At 55.4% G+C, this 19,904-nt stretch carries 32 protein-coding genes; 30 read left to right on the top strand and 2 right to left on the bottom strand.

What is annotated here, in order from left to right:
• Positions 1 to 59 precede the first annotated feature (59 nt).
• Positions 60 to 653: a molybdenum cofactor guanylyltransferase gene (gene mobA, locus PFER_RS04770; RefSeq protein ID WP_048149322.1), complete on the top strand. Its 594-nt coding sequence runs from the start codon at positions 60 to 62 to the stop codon at positions 651 to 653.
• Here the strand turns inward: mobA and PFER_RS04765 are convergent.
• Complete coding sequence (locus PFER_RS04765) at positions 650 to 1,159, bottom strand: biotin transporter BioY (protein WP_048149320.1); 510 nt, start codon at positions 1,157 to 1,159, stop codon at positions 650 to 652. The genes mobA and PFER_RS04765 overlap by 4 nt on opposite strands.
• A 157-nt stretch (positions 1,160 to 1,316) precedes the next feature.
• Here PFER_RS04765 and psmA point away from each other — a divergent pair, with 157 nt between their 5' ends.
• The 16 genes from psmA (at position 1,317) to PFER_RS04685 (ending at position 10,225) form a co-directional block, all read left to right on the top strand.
• Positions 1,317 to 2,099 carry an archaeal proteasome endopeptidase complex subunit alpha gene (gene psmA, locus PFER_RS04760; protein ID WP_048149318.1) on the top strand — a complete coding sequence of 261 codons (783 nt, stop codon included), beginning with the start codon at positions 1,317 to 1,319 and terminating at the stop codon, positions 2,097 to 2,099.
• 11 nt (positions 2,100 to 2,110) lie between these two features.
• Entirely contained in the window at positions 2,111 to 2,821 is a 711-nt protein-coding gene (locus PFER_RS04755; RefSeq protein WP_048149316.1) for a ribosome assembly factor SBDS, read from the top strand.
• Positions 2,818 to 3,573, top strand: a complete 756-nt coding sequence (rrp4, locus tag PFER_RS04750; RefSeq protein ID WP_048149314.1) for an exosome complex RNA-binding protein Rrp4 — start codon at positions 2,818 to 2,820, stop codon at positions 3,571 to 3,573. The genes PFER_RS04755 and rrp4 overlap by 4 nt, the downstream gene beginning before the upstream one ends.
• On the top strand, positions 3,570 to 4,307 hold the full coding sequence (rrp41, locus tag PFER_RS04745; RefSeq protein WP_048149312.1) for an exosome complex exonuclease Rrp41: 738 nt from the start codon (positions 3,570 to 3,572) through the stop codon (positions 4,305 to 4,307). Before rrp4 ends, rrp41 begins: the two co-directional genes overlap by 4 nt.
• A 3-nt stretch (positions 4,308 to 4,310) precedes the next feature.
• The gene (gene rrp42, locus PFER_RS04740; protein ID WP_048149310.1) at positions 4,311 to 5,120 is read left to right on the top strand and encodes an exosome complex protein Rrp42; all 810 of its coding nucleotides are present in this window, start codon (positions 4,311 to 4,313) and stop codon (positions 5,118 to 5,120) included.
• Positions 5,121 to 5,287: 167 nt separating this feature from the next.
• A complete protein-coding gene (locus PFER_RS04735; protein WP_048149308.1) occupies positions 5,288 to 5,569 on the top strand; it encodes a 50S ribosomal protein L37ae in 282 nt (93 codons plus the stop codon).
• A gap of 29 nt (positions 5,570 to 5,598) precedes the next feature.
• Positions 5,599 to 5,748, top strand: coding sequence for a DNA-directed RNA polymerase subunit P (locus tag PFER_RS04730; protein WP_048149305.1), 150 nt, complete (start codon positions 5,599 to 5,601; stop codon positions 5,746 to 5,748).
• A 27-nt stretch (positions 5,749 to 5,775) separates the two neighbouring features.
• Entirely contained in the window at positions 5,776 to 6,432 is a 657-nt protein-coding gene (locus PFER_RS04725) for a ribosomal biogenesis protein (protein ID WP_048149303.1), read from the top strand.
• A 10-nt stretch (positions 6,433 to 6,442) separates the two neighbouring features.
• Entirely contained in the window at positions 6,443 to 7,048 is a 606-nt protein-coding gene (locus PFER_RS04720; protein WP_048149301.1) for a Na+/H+ antiporter subunit E, read from the top strand.
• Positions 7,024 to 7,296 (top strand): monovalent cation/H+ antiporter complex subunit F, encoded by a 273-nt coding sequence (locus PFER_RS04715; protein ID WP_048149299.1) that lies wholly within the window; start codon positions 7,024 to 7,026, stop codon positions 7,294 to 7,296. Before PFER_RS04720 ends, PFER_RS04715 begins: the two co-directional genes overlap by 25 nt.
• Positions 7,293 to 7,607 carry a monovalent cation/H(+) antiporter subunit G gene (gene mnhG / locus PFER_RS04710; protein ID WP_048149297.1) on the top strand — a complete coding sequence of 105 codons (315 nt, stop codon included), beginning with the start codon at positions 7,293 to 7,295 and terminating at the stop codon, positions 7,605 to 7,607. The genes PFER_RS04715 and mnhG overlap by 4 nt, the downstream gene beginning before the upstream one ends.
• Positions 7,588 to 7,818 (top strand): hydrogenase subunit MbhD domain-containing protein, encoded by a 231-nt coding sequence (locus PFER_RS04705; RefSeq protein WP_048149295.1) that lies wholly within the window; start codon positions 7,588 to 7,590, stop codon positions 7,816 to 7,818. The genes mnhG and PFER_RS04705 overlap by 20 nt, the downstream gene beginning before the upstream one ends.
• Entirely contained in the window at positions 7,815 to 8,060 is a 246-nt protein-coding gene (locus PFER_RS04700) for a hypothetical protein (RefSeq protein ID WP_048149292.1), read from the top strand. Before PFER_RS04705 ends, PFER_RS04700 begins: the two co-directional genes overlap by 4 nt.
• A complete protein-coding gene (locus PFER_RS04695) occupies positions 8,057 to 8,464 on the top strand; it encodes a Na(+)/H(+) antiporter subunit B (RefSeq protein WP_048149290.1) in 408 nt (135 codons plus the stop codon). Before PFER_RS04700 ends, PFER_RS04695 begins: the two co-directional genes overlap by 4 nt.
• Positions 8,457 to 8,747, top strand: coding sequence for a cation:proton antiporter subunit C (locus PFER_RS04690; RefSeq protein WP_048149288.1), 291 nt, complete (start codon positions 8,457 to 8,459; stop codon positions 8,745 to 8,747). Before PFER_RS04695 ends, PFER_RS04690 begins: the two co-directional genes overlap by 8 nt.
• The gene (locus PFER_RS04685; protein ID WP_084593910.1) at positions 8,738 to 10,225 is read left to right on the top strand and encodes a proton-conducting transporter transmembrane domain-containing protein; all 1,488 of its coding nucleotides are present in this window, start codon (positions 8,738 to 8,740) and stop codon (positions 10,223 to 10,225) included. Before PFER_RS04690 ends, PFER_RS04685 begins: the two co-directional genes overlap by 10 nt.
• On the opposite strand, the gene PFER_RS04680 is transcribed toward PFER_RS04685, so the two are convergent.
• Positions 10,202 to 10,609 carry an ACT domain-containing protein gene (locus PFER_RS04680; protein ID WP_048149283.1) on the bottom strand — a complete coding sequence of 136 codons (408 nt, stop codon included), beginning with the start codon at positions 10,607 to 10,609 and terminating at the stop codon, positions 10,202 to 10,204. The genes PFER_RS04685 and PFER_RS04680 overlap by 24 nt on opposite strands.
• 84 nt (positions 10,610 to 10,693) lie before the next feature.
• On the opposite strand from PFER_RS04680, the gene PFER_RS04675 reads away from it, so the two are divergent.
• The 13 genes from PFER_RS04675 (at position 10,694) to PFER_RS04615 (ending at position 19,903) form a co-directional block, all read left to right on the top strand.
• Positions 10,694 to 11,839, top strand: coding sequence for a cation:proton antiporter (locus tag PFER_RS04675; protein WP_157255096.1), 1,146 nt, complete (start codon positions 10,694 to 10,696; stop codon positions 11,837 to 11,839).
• Positions 11,832 to 12,077 (top strand): KEOPS complex subunit Pcc1, encoded by a 246-nt coding sequence (gene pcc1 / locus PFER_RS04670; RefSeq protein ID WP_048149279.1) that lies wholly within the window; start codon positions 11,832 to 11,834, stop codon positions 12,075 to 12,077. The genes PFER_RS04675 and pcc1 overlap by 8 nt, the downstream gene beginning before the upstream one ends.
• Positions 12,078 to 12,151: 74 nt before the next feature.
• On the top strand, positions 12,152 to 12,502 hold the full coding sequence (locus PFER_RS04665; RefSeq protein ID WP_048149277.1) for a prefoldin subunit beta: 351 nt from the start codon (positions 12,152 to 12,154) through the stop codon (positions 12,500 to 12,502).
• A 28-nt stretch (positions 12,503 to 12,530) separates the two neighbouring features.
• Entirely contained in the window at positions 12,531 to 12,833 is a 303-nt protein-coding gene (locus PFER_RS04660; protein WP_048149275.1) for a DUF3194 domain-containing protein, read from the top strand.
• A gap of 36 nt (positions 12,834 to 12,869) precedes the next feature.
• Entirely contained in the window at positions 12,870 to 13,193 is a 324-nt protein-coding gene (locus PFER_RS04655; RefSeq protein ID WP_048149273.1) for a nucleotidyltransferase domain-containing protein, read from the top strand.
• Positions 13,183 to 13,569 (top strand): HEPN domain-containing protein, encoded by a 387-nt coding sequence (locus PFER_RS04650; RefSeq protein ID WP_048149272.1) that lies wholly within the window; start codon positions 13,183 to 13,185, stop codon positions 13,567 to 13,569. Before PFER_RS04655 ends, PFER_RS04650 begins: the two co-directional genes overlap by 11 nt.
• Positions 13,566 to 14,540: a DHH family phosphoesterase gene (locus PFER_RS04645; RefSeq protein ID WP_048149270.1), complete on the top strand. Its 975-nt coding sequence runs from the start codon at positions 13,566 to 13,568 to the stop codon at positions 14,538 to 14,540. The genes PFER_RS04650 and PFER_RS04645 overlap by 4 nt, the downstream gene beginning before the upstream one ends.
• A 60-nt stretch (positions 14,541 to 14,600) precedes the next feature.
• Positions 14,601 to 14,930 (top strand): hypothetical protein, encoded by a 330-nt coding sequence (locus PFER_RS04640; protein ID WP_048149268.1) that lies wholly within the window; start codon positions 14,601 to 14,603, stop codon positions 14,928 to 14,930.
• Positions 14,927 to 15,994: a hypothetical protein gene (locus PFER_RS04635; RefSeq protein ID WP_048149266.1), complete on the top strand. Its 1,068-nt coding sequence runs from the start codon at positions 14,927 to 14,929 to the stop codon at positions 15,992 to 15,994. The genes PFER_RS04640 and PFER_RS04635 overlap by 4 nt, the downstream gene beginning before the upstream one ends.
• A complete protein-coding gene (locus PFER_RS04630; protein ID WP_048149264.1) occupies positions 15,978 to 16,703 on the top strand; it encodes a tRNA-binding protein in 726 nt (241 codons plus the stop codon). The genes PFER_RS04635 and PFER_RS04630 overlap by 17 nt, the downstream gene beginning before the upstream one ends.
• 163 nt (positions 16,704 to 16,866) lie before the next feature.
• Positions 16,867 to 17,751 carry a hypothetical protein gene (locus PFER_RS04625; protein WP_245612443.1) on the top strand — a complete coding sequence of 295 codons (885 nt, stop codon included), beginning with the start codon at positions 16,867 to 16,869 and terminating at the stop codon, positions 17,749 to 17,751.
• 197 nt (positions 17,752 to 17,948) lie between these two features.
• Entirely contained in the window at positions 17,949 to 18,695 is a 747-nt protein-coding gene (locus PFER_RS04620) for a hypothetical protein (protein ID WP_048149260.1), read from the top strand.
• Positions 18,696 to 18,763: 68 nt separating this feature from the next.
• Positions 18,764 to 19,903: an RNA ligase gene (locus tag PFER_RS04615; protein WP_048149257.1), complete on the top strand. Its 1,140-nt coding sequence runs from the start codon at positions 18,764 to 18,766 to the stop codon at positions 19,901 to 19,903.
• Position 19,904 lies beyond the last annotated feature (1 nt).

The raw sequence follows: 19,904 nt of genomic DNA, 5'->3' as shown, positions 1-19,904 counted from the left end.
CTCACCACCTGGGCTCACTAGGGCAATGCCCTTAAAAACCATTGCGCGCATGTGGGAGTATGCTCGGAGTAATTCTCGCCTTCAGGGAGAGGGGAATCGGGTACCTCACGCCCCTCGACGATGAGCCGATGGTATCGCTCGTGGAGAGGAGGCTCGGACAGGCCAAGAGGATAGGGGATGTTCTCACGGTGGTCCCCTCCGGGAAGGTGAAGCGCTATTCCCTTCATGTGGGGAACCCCATTGGTGTGCGGGCAAAGAACGAGGTGGAAGCACTCCTGAATGCCCTGCCGCGCTCGGGGGAAGTGTTCCTCGTGAGAGGCAACATGCCGCTTCTCATGCCGTTCCTCGTGAACTACCTCTCCACGCTCTTCCTTGAGAGCGATGCTGAGGCTTTAATACCCCGCTGGGCCAACGGGAGCCTTGAGGTGACACATGCTTTTTACGAGGTTGAGGCACTGAGAGCTACCCTAGATGCGTGCCTGGCCGAGGGGGAGAGCCGTATCTCATGCATCCCCCACCACCTCGACTACGAGCCCGTATCCATAGAGGAGCTGAGTGCCAGGAACCCGAAGGTGACGCTAAGCTTCTTCAAGGTGAGAACTCCCTTTGACCTCAGGTTCGCGGAGAAGAACCTGGAAAATGGGGGAGTTTAGAGGGAGAGGGCCCTTCTTACCCTTCCCGTCACGCTAACGGCTACCGCGGCCTTGATCAGATCGAAAACTACGAACGGGACGACCCCTACGAGGAGGGCCTTCCTGAAGTCGTGGAGGAACAGCCCGAGGCGGAACCAGCCGAGGAGGTATATCACTCCTATAGCGACGAGTGCTCCAAAGATGCAGTACTCGAGGCGTCGTTTCTCAGCAAAGAGGCCCGCTATACCGGCCGCTATGGGGAAGGCCATTAAGTAGCCTCCCGTGGGTCCGTACAGGACGGCCAGTCCACCGGATAGACCCGCGAACACCGGAAAGCCCACCGCTCCGGCTATAATGTACACGAGCTGGCTGATTGCTCCGAGACGCGCCCCCAGAATCGTTCCACTCAGGAGAACGAAGAGCACCTGGAGCGTTATTGGAACCTCGCCTATGGGAATGCTTATTTGAGCTCCTACCGCTGTAAGGGCCGCGAAGAGTCCCGCGAACGCTACCTCACGTCCTTTCATTTCAACCACCGGGGGGACTATAACGTTAACCTTAAAATTTTTGTGGTTAACGAAAGGGGGCGTGGAAAAACTTAATAAAAAACCGGCGGAGGGTATATAAGGGGAAGAGTGAAAGTCGGATTATAAAAAGTTACGATAACTCATGAGGTGATGTAAAATGGCGTTTGTACCACCACAGGCCGGCTACGACAGGGCAATAACTGTTTTCAGCCCTGACGGACGGCTTTTCCAGGTGCAGTATGCAAGGGAGGCCGTGAAACGCGGTGCTACGGCCGTTGGAGTAAAGTGCAAGGAAGGCGTGGTTCTGGCGGTTGAGAAGAGGGTTACGAGCAGGCTTATCGAGCCCGAGAGCTACGAAAAGATATTCCAGATTGATGAGCACATAGCTGCCGCCTCAAGTGGAATAATTGCCGATGCGAGGATTCTCGTGGACAGGGCCCGCTTGGAGGCCCAGGTTTACCGCCTCACCTACGGCGAACCCGTTCCCCTGAACGTTCTCGTTAAGAAGATATGCGACCTCAAACAGATGCACACTCAGTACGGCGGTGTCAGGCCCTTCGGTGCGGCCCTGCTCATGGCGGGTGTTAACGAGAAGCCCGAACTCTACGAGACGGATCCGAGCGGTGCCTACTTTGAGTGGAAGGCCGTCGCCATAGGCAGCGGAAGGAACACCGCCATGGCCATCTTCGAGGAGCACTACAAGGAGGACATGAGCCTCGACGAGGCCATAAGGCTCGCGGTTCTGGCCCTCGCCAAGACTATAGAAGAACCCAGCCCCGAGAGCATAGAGGTTGCAGTCATAACCGTCAAGGACAAGAAGTTCATGAAGGTCGAGAAGGAGAAGGTCGCCAAGTGCCTCGAGGAGGCCCTCAAAGAGGCCGAAAAAGAGGAAGTCGAGGAAGAGGAAGTTGACTACTCCGAACTCGACAGCAACTACTGAGGTGGGGGCGCATGCCGATAAGCGTTGACAAGGCAGTGATTGCCCGGTTAAAGACACACGGTGAGACCTTCGAGGTACTCGTTGACCCCTACCTCGCCAGGGACTTCAAGGAGGGCAAGGACGTTCCGATGGAGGAGATCCTTGCCACCCCCTACGTCTTTAAGGATGCCCATAAGGGGGACAAGGCGAGCGAGCACGAGATGGAGAAGGTGTTTGGCACGAGCGATCCCTACGAGGTGGCCAAGGTAATCCTTAGGAAGGGCGAAGTCCAGCTCACGGCCCAGCAGAGGCGTGAGATGCTCGAGGAGAAGAGAAGGCAGATAGCGGTCATAATTCACCGTAACGGCGTTGACCCGAGAACCGGCTACCCCCATCCGCCGGAGAGAATCCTCAAGGCAATGGACGAGGCTGGAGTCCACGTTGACCTCTTTAAAGATGCTGAGGCCCAGGTGCCGAACGTGCTTAAGGCCATACGCAGAATTCTCCCAATAAAGATCGAGACAAAGGTGATAGCCGTCAAGATACCCTCCGAATACACGGGCAGGGCCTTCGGGGAGGTTCGCCACTTTGGAACCATCAAGAAGGAGGAATGGGCCAGCGACGGCTCGTGGATGTTTTTAATCGAGATTCCCGGCGGACTTGAGAACGAGTTCTATGAGAAGCTCAACGCCCTCACGAAGGGCACCGTCGTAACTAAACTGGTAGAGAGGAAGGGCTTATGAAGAAGGTGTTTGTGAATAGTAAGGAACTGGTGGTTCCGGGAACTCTGATAGCTCAGGGACCATTCAAGGCAGGTAAAGGCACTTTTAGGGAAGGGAACAGGGTTTACGCGGCAGTTATAGGGCTTGTGGAAGTCAGGAACGACCTCGTTAGAGTGATCCCCCTCGAGGGGCCGTACATACCTGAGGTTGGGGACAACGTCATAGGCATGATAGTTGACGTCCGCTTCTCGAACTGGGCCGTTGATATAGGCGCCCCCTATCAGGCCGGCCTTCGCGTCCAGGACGCAACGGACGAGCGTATAGACCTCGCTAAGACGGACCTTAGGAGGATATTCGACATAGGGGACATAATCTACGCCAGGGTGAAGGCATTCAACGAGATAAACCAGATTGACCTCACCACGAAGGGCATGCCCTTCCGCGGTGGTCCCCTCAGGGGAGGCCAGCTCGTCACAATAACGCCCTCAAAGGTTCCGAGGCTCATAGGAAAGGGTGGCTCCATGATAAACATGATCAAGAGCCTCACCCGGACGAGGATAGTGGTGGGTCAGAACGGCTGGGTGTGGGTCAGCGGAAAGGAGAAGGAGCTTGAGAAGGTTGCCATTGAGGCGATAATAAAGGTGAACAGGGAGAGCCACACCCAGGGGCTCACGGACAGGGTGAAGGAGTACATAATTGGACGCCTTCAGGAGCTAAAGGAGCAGGGTGTTATTGAGGAGGTACCCCAAATCGAGGGAGGCGAGGGAGAATGATGGGAAAACCCGAGGATTTGAAGCTCATTGATGAGAACGGAAAGAGGATAGACGGAAGAAAGAAGTACGAACTCAGGCCCATCACAATGGAGGTGGGCGTCCTTAAGAACGCCGACGGTTCGGCCTATATAGAATGGGGCAAGAACAAGATTTTGGCCGCCGTTTACGGCCCGAGGGAGATCCATCCCAAGCACCTCCAGAGGCCGGACAGGGGGATCCTGAGGGTTCGCTACAACATGGCCCCCTTCAGCGTTGAGGATAGGAAGAAGCCCGGACCGGACAGGAGGAGTGTGGAGATAAGCAAAGTCATCAAGGGCGCCCTTGAGCCTGCGGTAATACTCGAGCTCTTCCCGAGGACAGCGGTTGACGTGTTCATCGAGGTTCTGCAGGCGGATGCTGGAACGAGGGTCGCGGGAATAGTGGCCGCTTCACTCGCCCTCGCCGACGCGGGAATACCCATGAAGGACCTCGTCTCGGCCTGCGCCGCCGGAAAGATAGAGGACACGATAGTGCTCGACCTCAACAAGGAGGAGGACAACTACGGAAGAGCTGACGTGCCGGTTGCCATAATGCCCATAAAGAACAACATAACGCTCCTCCAGATGGACGGCTACCTCACCAAGGAGGAGTTCATGGAGGCAGTCAGGTTAGCTATCAAGGGCGCCAAGGCGATATACCAGAAGCAGCGCGAGGCCCTGAAGGAAAAATACCTCAACGTGCTCAAGGAGGAATGAAAGATGAACGTTGTAGCCACGATTATGAAGGATTACATCCTCGAGCTCCTTAAGGAGGGCAAGAGGGCTGACGGCAGGGCCTTTGACGAGTACAGGCCCCTCGAAGTTAAAGTCAACGTTATCGAGAAGGCGGAGGGTTCCGCGTGGGTGAGACTCGGAGACACGCAGGTTCTCGTGGGAATAAAGGCCGACGTGGGGGAGCCGTTCCCCGACCTGCCCAACAGGGGTGTCATGACCACCAACGTCGAGCTCGTTCCCCTCGCTTCACCGACCTTCGAGCCCGGCCCGCCGGATGAGAGGGCCATAGAGCTCGCGCGTGTGGTTGACAGGGGCATAAGAGAAAGCGAGGCGGTTGACCTCGAAAAGCTCGTCATAGTTCCCGGAAAGCTCGTCAGGGTTATATTCATAGACGTCCATGTCTTAGACCACGACGGAAACCTCTTCGACGCCACGGGGATAGCGATAATAGCGGCCCTCATGAGCACAAAACTGCCGAAGGTCGTTTACAACGAAGAAACTGGAGAGCTTGAGACCCTCGACGAGTACGAGCCCCTTCCCGTAACGAAGGTCCCCATCCCGGTTACCTTCGCCAAGATAAGGGATGTCCTTCTCGTTGACCCGAACCTCGACGAGGAGAACGTCATGGACTCGAGGCTGACCATTACAACGGACGAGAACGGCTACATATCCGCCGTCCAGAAGAGCGAAGCCGGAAGCTTCAAGCTTGAGGAGATTGGTGCGGCCGTTGACATCGCCCTCAGGAAGGCGGCGGAGCTCAGGGAGGCAGTGCTTCAGGCGGTTAAGGGGGAGTGAGGCAACTCCTCTCCGTCCTCTTTTGGCTTTTCTCAAGCAAAAGACTTATAAGTGGCTGATTAGAGCTAAGGTTGGCGGAGATAGCTCCCTAAAATTTTAAGGAAAAGCCTTTTAAATGGCCATATCATATGGCCTTCAGCACAATCATCATTAGGGGTGATGCTCATATGGCTAAAGCTAAGAAGAAGAGCAGGAAGGTTGGTAAGGTCGGGTCGGCCGGAAGGTTTGGCCCCCGCTACGGTCTCAAGATTAGGAGAAGGGTTGCGGCCGTCGAGGCCAGGATGAGGCAGAAGCACATCTGCCCCGTATGCGGCAGGAAAGCCGTCAAGAGGATAAGCACTGGCATCTGGCAGTGCCAGAAGTGCGGTGCGACCTTCGCCGGTGGTGCGTACCTCCCGAGCACCCCCGTTGGAAAGGTCGCCCAGAGGGTTACCAAGGCTAGGGGCTGAGCCCCCAAAAACTCTTTTTGGTGAAAGCCATGGTCGAGGCCACGTACAGGTGTTTGAAGTGCGGTAAGGAGTTTACGCTTGATCTGGAGACCGTTAGGGAAGTCCGCTGCCCCTACTGCGGGAGCAAGATTCTCTACAAGCCCAGGCCAAAGGTGGCAAGGCGCGTAAAGGCGATTTGAGTTTCTTTTTTACCCCGGGTGCGAGCCATGATGCTGATAACCACCTCCCACAGACCCACAAGAAGGACGAGGAGCTTCGGACACGACTTGGAGAGGGTTTTCCCCAACTCCCTCTACCTCACCCGGGGAAAGAAGACGCTCCAGGATCTTCTCATGGAGGCCTACGACAGGGGCTATGAGAGGCTTTTGATAATCAACGTCTGGAAGGGCAACCCCCTCAAGATGACCTTCATCAAGGTTGACCCCGAGGACTGGGGCTACCTCGGCTACCTCTACCTCCACGGCATAAAGCTCCAGCGCGAGATAGGGTTCAGGGATTTGAGGCCCATAAAGGAGGACATGCCCCTCGTCGTCACGGTGGCCAAGAGAACTGGAATTGACCACCTCTCCTTCGCCCAGGTCTTTGCGGAACTGACAGGTGGAACCTTCGTCCCGAGGAGGAACTACAGCCTCACCACCATAGCGGACAAGTACAACACGGACGTTATAGGCGTCGTCGAGCGGCATCCAAGGGGAATAGCGATTAACTTCCACCGCATGGATGTGGAGAGGGAGAGGGCGGTTGGTCCGCTCATAAGCGTTAAGATATGGATAATGGAGGACGGTAGAAGGTGGGACTACAAGGAGGCCCTCGGCCTGAAGAGGGGAGAACAGGCCTCAAAAGACTTTTTAAGTTTGGAGTAGAACTCTGTGTATGAGCCGCATCCACTTCTACCTCAAGAGCCGCCTCGAGGAGGTTCAAAGAAGGGTTCTCTACGAGAGCTACGAGGCTAGGAAGCTTCCCGCGTGGGAGAGGGTGGGAATAACTTGGCTTGCACTCTTCGCCTTCTGGCTCGTCGTAAGCGGCAAGTTCTCACCTTCCCACATTATCACAGGGGCTCTTGTGACCCTCATGGTTGCCATGGTAACGAGGGACTTTCTGACGGACGACATAAGGCAGACGGGGCACCTCCTCTCGAAGGCGGCCTACATATTCCTCTTCCTGGTTCCGCAGTACCTTTTCATCATGGCTTTTCGCCTGCTTGAGAGCAACCTTAAGGTCGTCAAGAACGTCATCTTCATGGACATAAATCCCGGGATAGTTAAGGTGAAGGCTGACCTTCACTCCAACACGGGCCTAACCGTTCTCGCGAACTCCATAACACTAACGCCCGGTACTCTCACACTGGACGTGAACAAGAAGCTCGGTGAGGCCTACCTCTACGTGCACTGGATTGAGGTCGAAACCCTCGACCAGGAGAAGGCTGGAATGAAGATAAAGGGGGAGCTTGAGGAATGGCTGAGGAAAATCTTCTGGTGATTCTGCCCTACGCAGTGGCTTTCCTCGTGTTTACTGCGACACTGGTTAGCTACCGTGTTATTTTCGGGCCAACGCTCGCAGACAGGGCAGTCGCGCTGAACACGGCAACGACGAAGGCTGTGGTGATAATAGCGATGCTCTCACTCCTCTACGATGCTCCCTACCTCCTCGACGTGAGCGTAGTGCTCCTCATGGTCAACGCCGTAGGCGGGCTCATCATAGCGAAGTACATGGAGGTGAGGGCGTGATAGCTCTCCTCTTCCTCCTCTTCGGCCTCTTCATAATGTTATTCGGGGCCCTCGGTTTGCTCCGCTTCCCCGACGTTTACACGAGACTCCACGCAACAGCGAAGTGCGACACGGGAGGGGCAATAAGCATACTCCTGGCCCTGGCCCTAGCATCGCACTTCTCCCTTACAGGGAAGCTGAAGTTTCTTGTTATAGCGTTCATGATAGCCATGATAAACCCGATGGTCAGCCACGCGATAGCGAGGGCCGCCTATAAGAGTGGGATAAAGCCGAAAGCGGTGGTGGACATGTATGCCTGGGACAATCCATGAAGTCCTCCTCGTGGCGATAGTACTCCTCTCGGTCTCGGTGATCGAAGCTAAAAAGCTCACCTCCGCGGTGCTGCGCTACGGTCTCCTCGGCCTAGCATTCGTCATCGTCCTGATCCAGCTAAGGGCTCCAGACGTTGCCCTTTCAGCCGTCGTGGTTGGGGCGATAGTCACTGGCTTGTTCCTCTACACCATAAAGGAGGTGGGGGAGTGAAGCGCCTCATCGGAGCGCTCATCAGTTCGGCTCTCCTGCTGGAGCTCCTCGGGCTTGACTACACTAAAGTTTCCGGGGGGAGCTACGCCTACTACATAAGCCATTGGCGTGAGGTTGGGATACCCAACCTTGTGACGGCCATATTAGCAGACTGGAGGGCCTACGACAGTCTTGGCGAGGCAACGCTCCTCTTTGCAGCCGTTACGGGCTTTTACCTGCTCCTCGGGGGGAGAAAGAGATGAAGATGAGCCTGGTGGTGAGGACGACGACCAAGCTCGTTGCCCCGTTCCTGGTCGCCTATGGAGCTTACCTCACCATATACGGCTACGAGAGCCCCGGCGGCGGCTTCCAGGCGGGGGTAATCTTCGCCGTGAGCGTTATCCTGCTCATGACCGCCTACGGCTACAGGAGGACTAGAAAACACTTCCCACTAAGGACCGTCCAGCTCGTGGAGTCCTCCGCGGCCCTATTCATTGTGGGAACCGCGCTGATGGGCCTTGCCTTCGGGGCCTTCTTCCTCAACTTCCTCCGCCCCTACGTTCCCGGGGGGACCGTAATGACCTTCAACATAGGAGTCGCCCTCAAGGTGGGAACTTCCTTCGTCCTTGTATTCTACATCCTTTCGAGGTGGGTTGACCGTGATTAACGCCGAAACAGCTGGAATAATCGTGATGCTCATCGGCCTCTACGGCCTGATATCGAAGGAGAACCCGATAAAGCAGGTGCTCTCAATCAACGTAATCTCCCTCGGCCTGATACTGTTCTTCATAGGGGCAGGCTACGTGGAGGGAGGGAGCTTCCCCATAATGCCCTCCAACCCGGTTGACCCCCTCCCGGCGACGCTCATGCTGACAACGCTCGTTGTGGATGTTGCCATAACCGCGCTGGCCCTGGCGATGATACTGCGCAATGGAGGGGAGTGGACTTGATAGCCGTTCTTGTTGCAATCCCATTGCTCTTTGCCTTCCTCACTGCCCTAACAATCCCCGTTAGAATGAAAAAGTACGCTAAGTACCCTTTTCTGGCCGGCTCACTGCTCCCGTGGCTGGCCTACCTACTCACTGGGAGTGGGAGCGAGGTTGTGGGCGGCTGGCCGAAGATTGGCGGCATAGAAGTAGCTCTCGACGCTTACAACTCCCTCCTCGTGCTCGGCGAGCTTATCCTCTTCTCCGCCGTTTCCCTGTACTCCATTAACTACTTCAAAAAGGAAGTAAAGGCCCTCGTCCTGCTACTCCTGGTCCATGCGGGCCTCCTTGGAGCGTTTATAAGCAGGGACCTCTTCAACTTATACATCTTCATGGAGATAGCCTCGGTGTCTTCCTTCGCATTGGTGGGCTTCTCCGGAGAGAGAAGGGCAACCAGGGCGGCATACAAGTACCTCATGCTCTCCCTCCTCGCTTCCTACTTCTTCGTATTTTCGATAGGCGTCATCTACCTTAAGACGGGCTATTTGAACCTTGAGCTGATTTCCCAGGCTTCGCCCGCAGCGGAAATAAGGGCTGCCGTCGCAGTGGCCTTCACCTCTCTCCTCCTCAAGGCCGGTATCTTCCCCCTCCACACGTGGCTTCCCGATGCACACGCCAACGCCCCCTCCCCGGTCTCGGCGCTCCTTTCTGGTGCTGTTGTCAAGGCCCCAGCCTACGGGATGCTCCTCCTCTCGCTCTACCTGCCGCTTCCGGAAAACCTCAAAACGACCTTTCTCGTTTTAGCGTTCTCCTCGATGTTTTTTGGGGTTGTGATGATGCTGCTGGAGAGAGACATAAAGCGCTTTTTAGCTTATTCGACGGTTTCCCAGATGGGCTACGTCCTCCTCGGGATAGCCACGCTCAACCCGCAGGGGGTTGTCTATTACGCCTTCGCCCACATGCTCTTCAAGGGCGGCCTCTTCCTATCCGCCGGGGCTATGGTGGACAAAGCCAGGACGAGAGAACTTGAGAAGCTCTCCTACAGGGGCGACCCCCTCCTGATGACCTCGGTCCTGATGCTGAGCCTCGCGATAGGGGGGATATGGCCCTTCGTCGGCTCTCCGGCGAAGGCAGCCCTCCTGAAGGCGCTTCCCCATGGTAGGGAACTGTTCTACCTCGCCGGTCTGGGGACGCTCGCTTCCTTCACAAAGCTCAACTACCATCTCATGAGGGGTGGAGGAGAGAGGAGCGGCGCGCTGGCCCTTCCGTCCTCCATGATGGCGCTCGCGGCACTCCTCGCTGGAGTCTCGCTCGGAGGCTCTCCAAAGGTTATGGATGCTTACCTCCTCGCCGGAGGGGTCTTGCTCTTTCTGCTCCTCAAAACAAGCGGTGTGTTTAGGTTAAAGCTTCAAAAAGAGGAAATAGTACCGGAGGAGGTGAACACTGGCGCGGCCCTCTTCGCCCTATTTCTGCTCCTCCTACTCCACCTCTCTCAGGGTTAGCTCCCTGACCTCCTCCAGCCCCTTAAGGGCCTTTTCAAGCTCCTCAAGTGAAACCCTGCTTCCGCTGACGTCCACGATGGCCACTATGGCAGCGAGACCCAGCTCGCCCAGCTCCTCGCTCTCGTTGAAGAGGATGTTTATCCCGTGCTTTCCAAAGAGCCCACTGACCTTGGCCAGAACCCCGGGCCTGTCCTCCACAACGAGTTCAACCTCGACCAGTCTCTTCCCCGGGAGGGCTATCCTCTCCATGTGGGCCTCCTTGAGGTCGGTGTCAACCTCTACCAGGAAGTAGGCTCCTTTGACGAGCCCGAGCTCGTAGGCGAACTCGAGCGGGATCTCCACCTTTCCATCTTCCTTAACCTTTATGAGCTCGTAGTGCCTCATATCCTCCACTCCCTGCCCATCCTAAAATAGCTTGCCATCTCAAAGCATTTAAACCCTGGGCACTACAATATGTGGGGATGCCGCTTGGCTTTTGACGTTATCGGTTACGTCTTCATTATAATCGCCGTTGCGCGCCTCCTGGCCGAGGTTTCCGAGCGCTTGGGTTATCCCGGATTCCTTGGGGAAATCTCGGCGGGCCTCGTGCTTGGAGTTGTCCTCAACGACCTGCCCCGTGAAGATTTGAGCCTCCTGGCCGAGCTTGGGGTGTTCTTCCTCATGATGTACGCGGGCCTTGAGCTCACTCCTGAGGAGGTGCGTATAGGAGGGAGGAAGAGCTTTCCTATCTACACCATCACCCTACTCGCGATGTTCTTCCTCACGCTCCCCTTCACGGACTATCGTGTGGAGACTGACAACTTCATAGTGGCGTCAATACTTGCCGTGGCCTCGGCTCCCATAGTGCTCCGCCTCACGAGGTTCTTCGGCCGGGATTTCCTCCACGTTGCCCTCTCCTATGCGGTGATAAGCGAGGTGGGGGCCCTCGTCATCCTCTACCTCCTCATAAACTTCGAGCTCCACCACCTGAGCTATGTGGAGCTGGGCCTGGAGCTCCTGAAGGATGCCCTCTTCCTTACCGTAGTCCTCGGGATAAACTACGCCATCGGGATAAAGCACAGGGTTTTGATAACAACGAAGCTCCGCAGGCTGAAGAGCGATGAAGCGGTATTCGGCATGGTGATGATTCTGGCAACTTCTTTGGCCCTCATCAGTGAAGAGCTCGGCCTCCACTTCAGTATTGGGGCGTTCCTCGTTGGTTTGATGCTCCACAGCGACCTCATGGGAACTAAGCAGTTCGAGAGGGTGCACACGATAATATCCGGCGTTACCTACGGCATATTTGCCCCCATATTCTTCGCCTGGAGGGGCATAAACTTTGAGACGGAGTTCTCCCTAGATGTTGTTTACTTCTTTGTGGTTATATACATCGTCAGGATTCTCCTCACAACCGTGCTCGTATGGGAAAAGGACCTGAAGGTCTCCTTAACCAGGGGTGCAGGGATAGCGAGCTTTGGAGTGCTCGGCCTGCTCGTCGGTGAGTTGGGTTACTCCTATGGAGTTCTAAGCGAGCACATGTACGCGCTTGCTTCGCTCGCGAGCATACTTGGCATATTCGTCTCAGCCAGCGTGGGGTTGGTACTGAGTCACATTGGGGGTGGGGAAGATGAGTGAACCCATCAGGGGCATCATAGAGATTGAGTTTCCAAACGAGGAAGTGGCGAGGGTGGTTTACGAAAGCGTAAAACTGGAGCACGAGAGCGTGCCCTACAGGAGGAGCAGAATAGAGTTCAGGCAGGAGGGGAGGAAGGTCGTCATCGAGTTCACCGCCGCCGACAACTCCGCCCTCAGGGGAACACTCAACTCCTACCTGAGGTGGATAAAGGTGGCTATGGACTCCTTCGAGATTTAGCTTTTCTCGTCCACAACTTTCTTAAACTCTCCGCCCTATTCTAACCCGGTATTGCGATTACGGAGGTGTTGGCCATGCAGAACATTCCCCCTCAGGTTCAGCAGATGTTGGGGCAGCTTGAGAGCTACCAGCAGCAGCTTCAGCTCGTTGTTCAGCAGAAGCAGAAGGTTCAGCTCGATTTAAACGACGCTAAGAATGCCCTTGAGGAGATCGAGAAGGTCGAGGAGGAGACCCCGGTCTACAAGACCGTTGGAACCCTCATCGTGAGAACGGAGAAGGCGAAGGCGGTGGAGGAACTCAAGGAAAAGATAGAGACCCTCGAAGTTCGCCTCAGGGCCCTCGAGAGGCAGGAGCAGAAGCTCAACGAGACCCTCAAAGAGCTCACCCAGAAGATACAGGGCGTCCTTAGGGGAGTCGCCGGCTGAACGTTCTCTTTTTCTTTCGGGTGAGACCATGAAACGTGTTATTCACATGGGCCTTCCGGAGCTGTCGGAGGAGCAGCTTATCGAGATTGGAGAGCTTGCCCAGGGGGTCGTTTTGAAAAAAGTGTTCTCCGTCCTCCACAGGAGCGACGTTAAGGACATTGAGGTGACCGCGAGGATAAACCGCAATGAGACCCTTGACCTCGAGGTTGAGGCCTACGTTGAGGTTCCGGTCTTCGTGAGGGTGGATGTAGAGAGGCTCGTTGACGAGGCCCTCGAGGAGGCTTACGCGGCCGTCGAGAAGAGACTCAGGGAGATCGCTGGAAAAGATTAAATCACAAAACAAAGATAAATTACGACGGTGGGAGGCATGGACTATCGTACAATGGCGGAGAAGTTTGCAGAGGACGTTAGGAACTCCCTTGGAGATGTGGTTAGGGATATCATACTCTTCGGTTCTGTGGCCCGGGGGGATTATAGAGGCGACAGTGATATAGACATTCTCATCGTCGTTGACACTGATCCCTGGGAGATTCAAAAGAGGGTCTCCGACCTGGTGGTGGAGTATCTCCTGAAACAGGGTGCCTATATCTCTGCCAAAGTCGTGAGCGTTGAGGAGTTCGAGCTTATGAAGGACATAAACACCGCGTTCTATACCAACATCCGCAGGGAGGGAGTCTCACTTGGTCAGTGAAGAAGTGTTCCTCCTCCTGGAGCATGCCCACGAATCCCTCAGTTCGGCGGAACTGCTTCTTGAAAACGGTCTTTACCGTGACTCAATGAGCAGGGCATATTACGCTATGTTTTATGCCGCCAGCGCGCTCCTCAGGTCTAAAGGAATTGTTGCAAAAAGTCATCGAGGGGTTATAGCAAAATTTGGTCTCGAATTCGTAAAGAAGGGGGTGGTCGAGGCATACTACGCCAAAGCCCTCGCCCTAGCCGAGAGCCTGAGAGAGCGGGCAGACTATGACTCAACGTTCAGACCCACCCCTGAAGAAGCTGAGGAGATAGTCAAAGAGGCCAGGAGGTTCGTGGAAAGAGTGGAAAAAGCCCTGGAGGAGCTGAAATGAGGGGAAAACTCAGGCTCAAACGCTTCATTGAGGCCTCAAGGGAGAAGTCCTTCCTCCTGCTCTGCCACCACAACGCTGATCCTGACTCCCTCGGCTCCGCCATAGCGTTCTCGCGCTATTTGGATTCTCTCGGAATAGAGAACCGCATAGGGGTGGCCCAGAGCGTCTCCTCCTACGCGAAAAGGCTCCTCGAGTTCAAAAGCGCTGAAGTAAACCCCGCCGTTGAGGAGGACGTGGTGGTAATCTTCGATACATCCTCCATGGAACAGCTCGAGCCCGTGGAGATTCCCCCCGATAGGCCAGTCATCCTCATTGACCACCACGCCGAGAAGGAGAGACCGATAAGGGCCGATATACGGCTCGTTGACCCATCCCGGAGCTCAACGGCGGAGATAGTGTGGGAATTTCTTGAGTACGCTGGTTTCTATGATGAGACCGCCGCGAGGGCCATTCTCGCGGGGATAGTAACCGATACAGCCAGCTTCCGCTTCGCCAACGCCGATACCTTTGAGATTCTTTCGAAAATACTGCGCCGTTTTGAAATCTCTATAGGGGAGATACAGGCCCTCGTTGCTCCAGTCAGCGATGAGAACGTTGACCAGTCGAAGAGGATGGCCATTCTCAAGGCCTGCCAGCGCATGGAGCTGAAGAAGGTGGGGCGGTTCATAATTGCATACTCCAGGGTCTCTGCCTACGAGTCCCTGGCGTGCAAGGTGTTCCTCCAGCTCGGGGCGGACGTTGCCGTGGTGGGGAGTGAGAAGAAAGGGGTAAGGATTTCGGCCCGGGCCAAGGATCAGCTCGTCAAGAAGGGCCTCCACCTCGGAAAGCTCATGGAGAAGGTTGGGCCCATCATAGACGGCTCGGGAGGGGGGCACGCCGGTGCCGCCGGTGCAAACGGCAGGGAGAACCTCGATAAGGCTATGGAGCTTCTTGTGGGGGAACTTGAGAGGTTCCTCAGGGGAGTGGAGTAGGGGCCCCGAGGCCAAACCTTATATTGTCCTGATGCAGAACTCTTCTCAAGGGGTGATAAGATGGCGAGGTGTCCTATCTGTGGTGAGGCGCTTAAATGGGAGGAGCTAATCGAGCAGATGCTTTCGAGGGAGGACTTCAGGGAGCTGCTGACGAGCAGGGAGCGCTTCATGTCCGTTTTTGAAGACTTCGTGTTCAAATGTCCGCACTGCGGTGAGGAATTCTACGGGCGTTCCCTCCCGGAGAAGGAGGCACTCAAGGTTTTTGAGCTTCTCAACGACTTCAAGGGCGGGATCGACTACGAGAACTCACGCGTGAGGCTGAAGCTCACCAACCTGCTCGCCCTCGACACGATGCTCGAGGAGTGGGACAAGAGGGTGAAGGGGAGATGATGCTCGACAATATCAGGGCCCTCATCCGCGAGGGGAAGGTCGAGGGGGCAATAGAGCTGGTGCTCTCCCTCGAGGACAAAAAGGAAAGGTTCAATATGCTTTGCTACATTATAGAAGAGCTGGGTCCGGCCTTCACGGAGTACCCGGCGATAATGGACGAGATACACTCTCTTCTGGGTGACTTCGAGGGGCCCGAGAGGGCGGAGGGTATGGCGTGCCTCGCGCACTCCCTCTGGGTAGCGGGTGCCGATGAGTCGGAGAGGTACATGAGGGGCGCCATCAAGGAGGCCAAGGATATAGACGACCCGCTCTGGAGGAGCGAGGCCCTTGCGCGCGTGGCCAGTTACATGGCGAGAATGGGGCTTGCGGAGGATGCAATCTATTACTTCAACATTGCGCTGGAGACGTTAAGGAGTTTAAAGCTACCCTACTCCATGGGCATTCAAAAGCTCAAGGAGCTCGCGGACTTGCTCGTCGAGACGGGCGATTACCTCTCCGAGAGTTCCGCGACGGAGTTCTACTGGCTCGCGAAGGAGATATACAACTCCCTCTCGCTGCCCCTGCGTGCGGCCGAGATGGACGCCAAGATAAGAATCGTTAACGAAGCCACGGAGGAGAGGACGCTCGCGGTGGTTAAGGCCCTTGAAACGGGGGACATGGAGCGGGCAATAGCGCTGGTGAAGTACCTCACGGATGAGGAGAGGATAGCGGCGCTCCTCGAGATAGCATACTGGCTCGTCATACACGACAGGAAAGACCTTGCGATGAGCCTCATCTCCGATGCCTTCGATGCCATCCTGCGGGAGAAGATAAAACCGGCCGACACCGAGCTCATGAGCAGCGCCAAGAAGTTCATAAAAATCGGCCTCTTGGATGAAGCCCTCGTGCTGGCGGGGGCGATGGAGGATAGGGACGAGGCTTCCCTCCTCCTCAAGGATATCGCGCTCGCCCTGGCGAGGCGCGGGGAGAGGGGTAAGGCTTTAAACATAGCACTGGGCATTTCAAACGATAGGTTGAGGGAAGAGACCCTAAGGAGGCTTGAAGGAGATGTGGGACACGAGTAAGGATTACAGGCTTATGGTGGCCGAGAAAGCCGTCGAGTACTTCCTCAAGAGCATTGAGGGGGCCAAGTTCAAGGGTAAGTGGGACAAGAAGAAAGCAATCCAGCTCGCCAAGGAGATGATACCGGAAGTTCAGGCCATGCGCTACTCCTACCTCGATCCGGCGGAGCTCGTCAAAACCCCCCAGATGGGAGCCTTGAAGGAGAAGGCGAAGGGCATAATAGAGGCCTTAGGCGGCGAGGACTGGCACCACAAGTTCCTTAGTTTAGCGGATAGGGGCGAGCGCGAGAAGGTCGAGGAGGCCGTTGCGAAGGTCCGCTTCTTCCTCAACACGATACTTGGGCTGGAGAAAAGGCTCGCCCTCGGGAAGATAAACGACCCGGTCATAGCGGTGGACATCAAGGTCGGGGAGGTCATGAGCGTCGGAAAGCACCCGAACGCGGACAGGCTTCTCGTTACGAACGTCAACATCGGCGACAGGGCGATAACCGTCGTCACAAATGACCTAACGGTCAAGGAGGGCAACCGCGTTGCCGTGGCATTACTTCCGCCGGCTAACTTCCGGGGGATCGTGAGTGAGGGCATGTTCCTCGGCGCTGGAGAGGGTGTCCTCAAGGACGTCAAGGGCGAAATCGGCGGCCTGCCGAAGGGAGTTCCCCTCGAGGCCTTCAACGAGACGAGGAACCTGGTTGAGGCGTTTTTGAAGGGGTGACCCTTTCTTTTTTGATGAGCATATTAATCCGACTGCTCCTCCCAATTCTGGCCCCTCACCTCATTGGGAGAATGACCCTCGATGAATTCGTACTCACAAAAGTGAGAGATTTCCTGAACCGCAAGAGGAAACGTTTATATGGTGTGACGTGTATAATGCTATGGTGGTTGCGGTGAGACATTCGCGTCTCCTCTTTACCTTTGTCTTTATTCTCGTAGTGGGAATAGTTCTTGCCCATGCCCATCAGAGCTATCAGCCGGATGGAAATGAAAATGCCACTGCTCCTTCACATCAAAACAACGGTTTTGAGCTGTGTCCCTTTAGAATGGATTCCGAAAACAGGACTTTCGCCCTCAGTTGGGGTGTAGTGGCCCTCCAAAACGTGAGCGAGGTGAGGAACGTTCCCCTCGTGAACTTCAGCGTTGACATCTACGGCAAGACCAACGTAACCGTTGAAAACGTAACAGCCAGCGTTCCGGTTGTCCTTTTGGAGGCCTGCAATTATGAAAGAGGTGCCCTCTGGAAAATGGAGTTCCCCGGTTACCTGTGGGCATATGACAAAGGAAAATACTACAGGTACAACGGGACAGCCGTTCCCAAGGTTTTGATAGCCAATACAAGCGAGTATCTCTACGCCCTCGTGTATCAAACCTCCCCTCAGAACGTCCGGGACGTAAGGAGATACGTATCTGATGATTACTTCTACATCCTGGGGGAAAATGGAACCGTCAAAAAGTTCGACCTCGGGAGTGGCGTCGTTCCGGTTAGAAACGCGTTCCTCGTCTCCAACGGCAGTTATGTGCTGATGGGATTTGAAAGACCCCAGCTCGACGGCTCGCCTTACTTTGGATATGTTATGATTCTGGACGGAAAGGAGGTAATCTTCCAGAGGCTCTTCCGCATGAAGGACCCAACGTGTCTCTGTTACATCATACCCGGAGGGGGCAGGATAGACAAAAATGGCTGTGCAACCTTTGGGTTGTACGATGGGAGCGCCACCTACTGCAACGGGACGCTAACGTTCACACCGAACAGTGATAGTTCCTAGCGAGTTTATCTTTAACCTTTTATTTGGATGTATTCATCAGTGCGCTTATTGTCCGGTTCTCCTTTTTGTACTCGAAAAAAAAGAAGAGATTTTACACATGGCAAAAGGAAAAGTTTATATGATGTAGTGTCCATTTGGTTTATGAAAACCCCGATATATACGAAAGGAAGAAGTTCCCGTGAAGAGGAAGGGAGCAGGTGTTATCATACTCGGAGCTTTTTTTGATTGCCTCCATCTACATCTATGCCCTCGAAAAGTCTAACCCACCTTTGAAAGTCCCCACCGATGAGTCCTTCGTCTCCAGCTACGTGGGCTACGTCGCGGGCTACGTGAACGAGACGGTCCCCCTCCACGTCTACCTGTTAAACACAAACAATGCCAATTTTAACGGCACCGTTGGAGTGAGGAACCTCCCGCCGTGCCTCGAGTCTGAGGGGGTATCCGTTGGCAGATATCCCCCCAATGGTTTTGTGATGAGCATTGCGCTGAGGCTCAAAGAACCGGGCCGCTGCGTTATGGATAAAGCCTACCTTGAAGTCAGGCGCGGGGAGTCTCTAAAGAAGGCCCCCCTCGGCAGGGTCGAGTTTGATGTCATGGAGCCCTCGGGAGAGCAAACCCTCGGAGTCCCCACCTACGTTGAGGCCTCCAGGGGCTCGACCCCCTCGATGCCGAGGCTGGTATACACCCTCTCAAACCCCTTCGATGAGCGGGTGGAGATAGTCAACGTGACCTTTGACGTTCCGGGGCTCGGGGTTGAGGGCTTCGACCCACGGGATGTGCACCCGGGAGGAGAGGCCAACCTGACGGTGAGGCTCACGAACACGGGCGAACTAAACGACCTGTACGTCATCAGGCCGCTCATAGTTTACAAAGTGAATGGAAAAACCTACTCGATGCCGGCCCAGCCTTACTACTACATCACGCTCCCTGATGGGAAGGGTTAACGGGACTTTGAGAGGACCCTCCTAAATCGTTATAACCTCTGGGAGCGAATATACCACGGGTGCGAGGGATGGTAAGCCCGGGATTCAGGAGTATTCTTCTCGACCTCGGCGTGAGGGAGGAGAGGCTGGAGGCCCTCGAGGCCAAGGGGGCCCTCGTGGAGGATGAGTTCGAGGGTTTGCGCTTCCTCCGCTTCAGGGACTCCGCGGGAAAGCTGAGGAGGGGGACGGTCGTCTTTGACCGGCGGGAGGTAATTCTCGGCTTCCCCCACATAAAGCGAACAGTCCACCTTGAGAACGGGGTGAAAAGGCTGTTTAGAAGAAAGCCCTTCTACGTCGAGGAGAAGGTGGACGGCTACAACGTCCGCGTTGCCCTCATAAGGGGCCGACTTCTGGCTTTCACGAGGGGAGGCTTTGTCTGCCCTTTCACCACCGAGAGGATTGAGGACTTCATAAACCCCGACTTCTTCAAGGATTATCCCAACCTTGTCCTCGCCGGCGAGATGGCCGGGCCCGAGAGCCCCTACATAGTCGAGGGGCCGCCCTACGTTAAAGAGGACATCCAGTTCTTCCTCTTCGACATCCAGGAGAAGCTTACCGGCAGGAGCCTTCCGGTGGGGGAGCGCTATAAACTTGCTGAAGAGTACGGGATTCCGCAGGTGGAGCGCTTCGGTCTCTACGACTCTTCCAAAATCACCGAGCTGAAGGAGCTGATCGAGAGACTAAGCGAGGAGAGGAGAGAGGGCATCGTGATGAAGAGCCCCGACATGAAGAGAATCCTCAAGTACGTAACCCCCTACGCCAACGTAAACGACATCAAGATAGGTTCCCACATCTTCTTTGACCTCCCCCACGGCTATTTTATGGGGAGGATAAAGAGGCTGGCCTTCTATCTCGCGGAGAACCGGATCAAAGGGGATGACTTCGAGGAGTACGCTAAAGCTCTTGGAAAAGCCCTCCTCCAGCCCTTCGTGGAGAGCATATGGGCCGTTTCCGAGGGCGAGGAGGTTGAGGAAACCTTTACCGTGAGGGTGAAGAGGATAGAGACGGCCCACAGAATGGTGACCCACTTCGAGAGGCTCGGCCTCAAAATCCACATAGATGACATAGAACCGCTCGATGGGATGTGGAGGATAACGTTCAAGAGGGTTTACCCCGATGCAACCCACGAGATGTTCGAACTCTGGAACGGCAAGGCCTTCGTGGATTGAG

The sequence above is a fragment of the Palaeococcus ferrophilus DSM 13482 genome, from assembly GCF_000966265.1.
Classification (GTDB): domain Archaea; phylum Methanobacteriota_B; class Thermococci; order Thermococcales; family Thermococcaceae; genus Palaeococcus; species Palaeococcus ferrophilus.
Note: the sequence above shows the minus strand (reverse complement) of the source record. Positions and strands in the feature narration are given on the sequence as shown.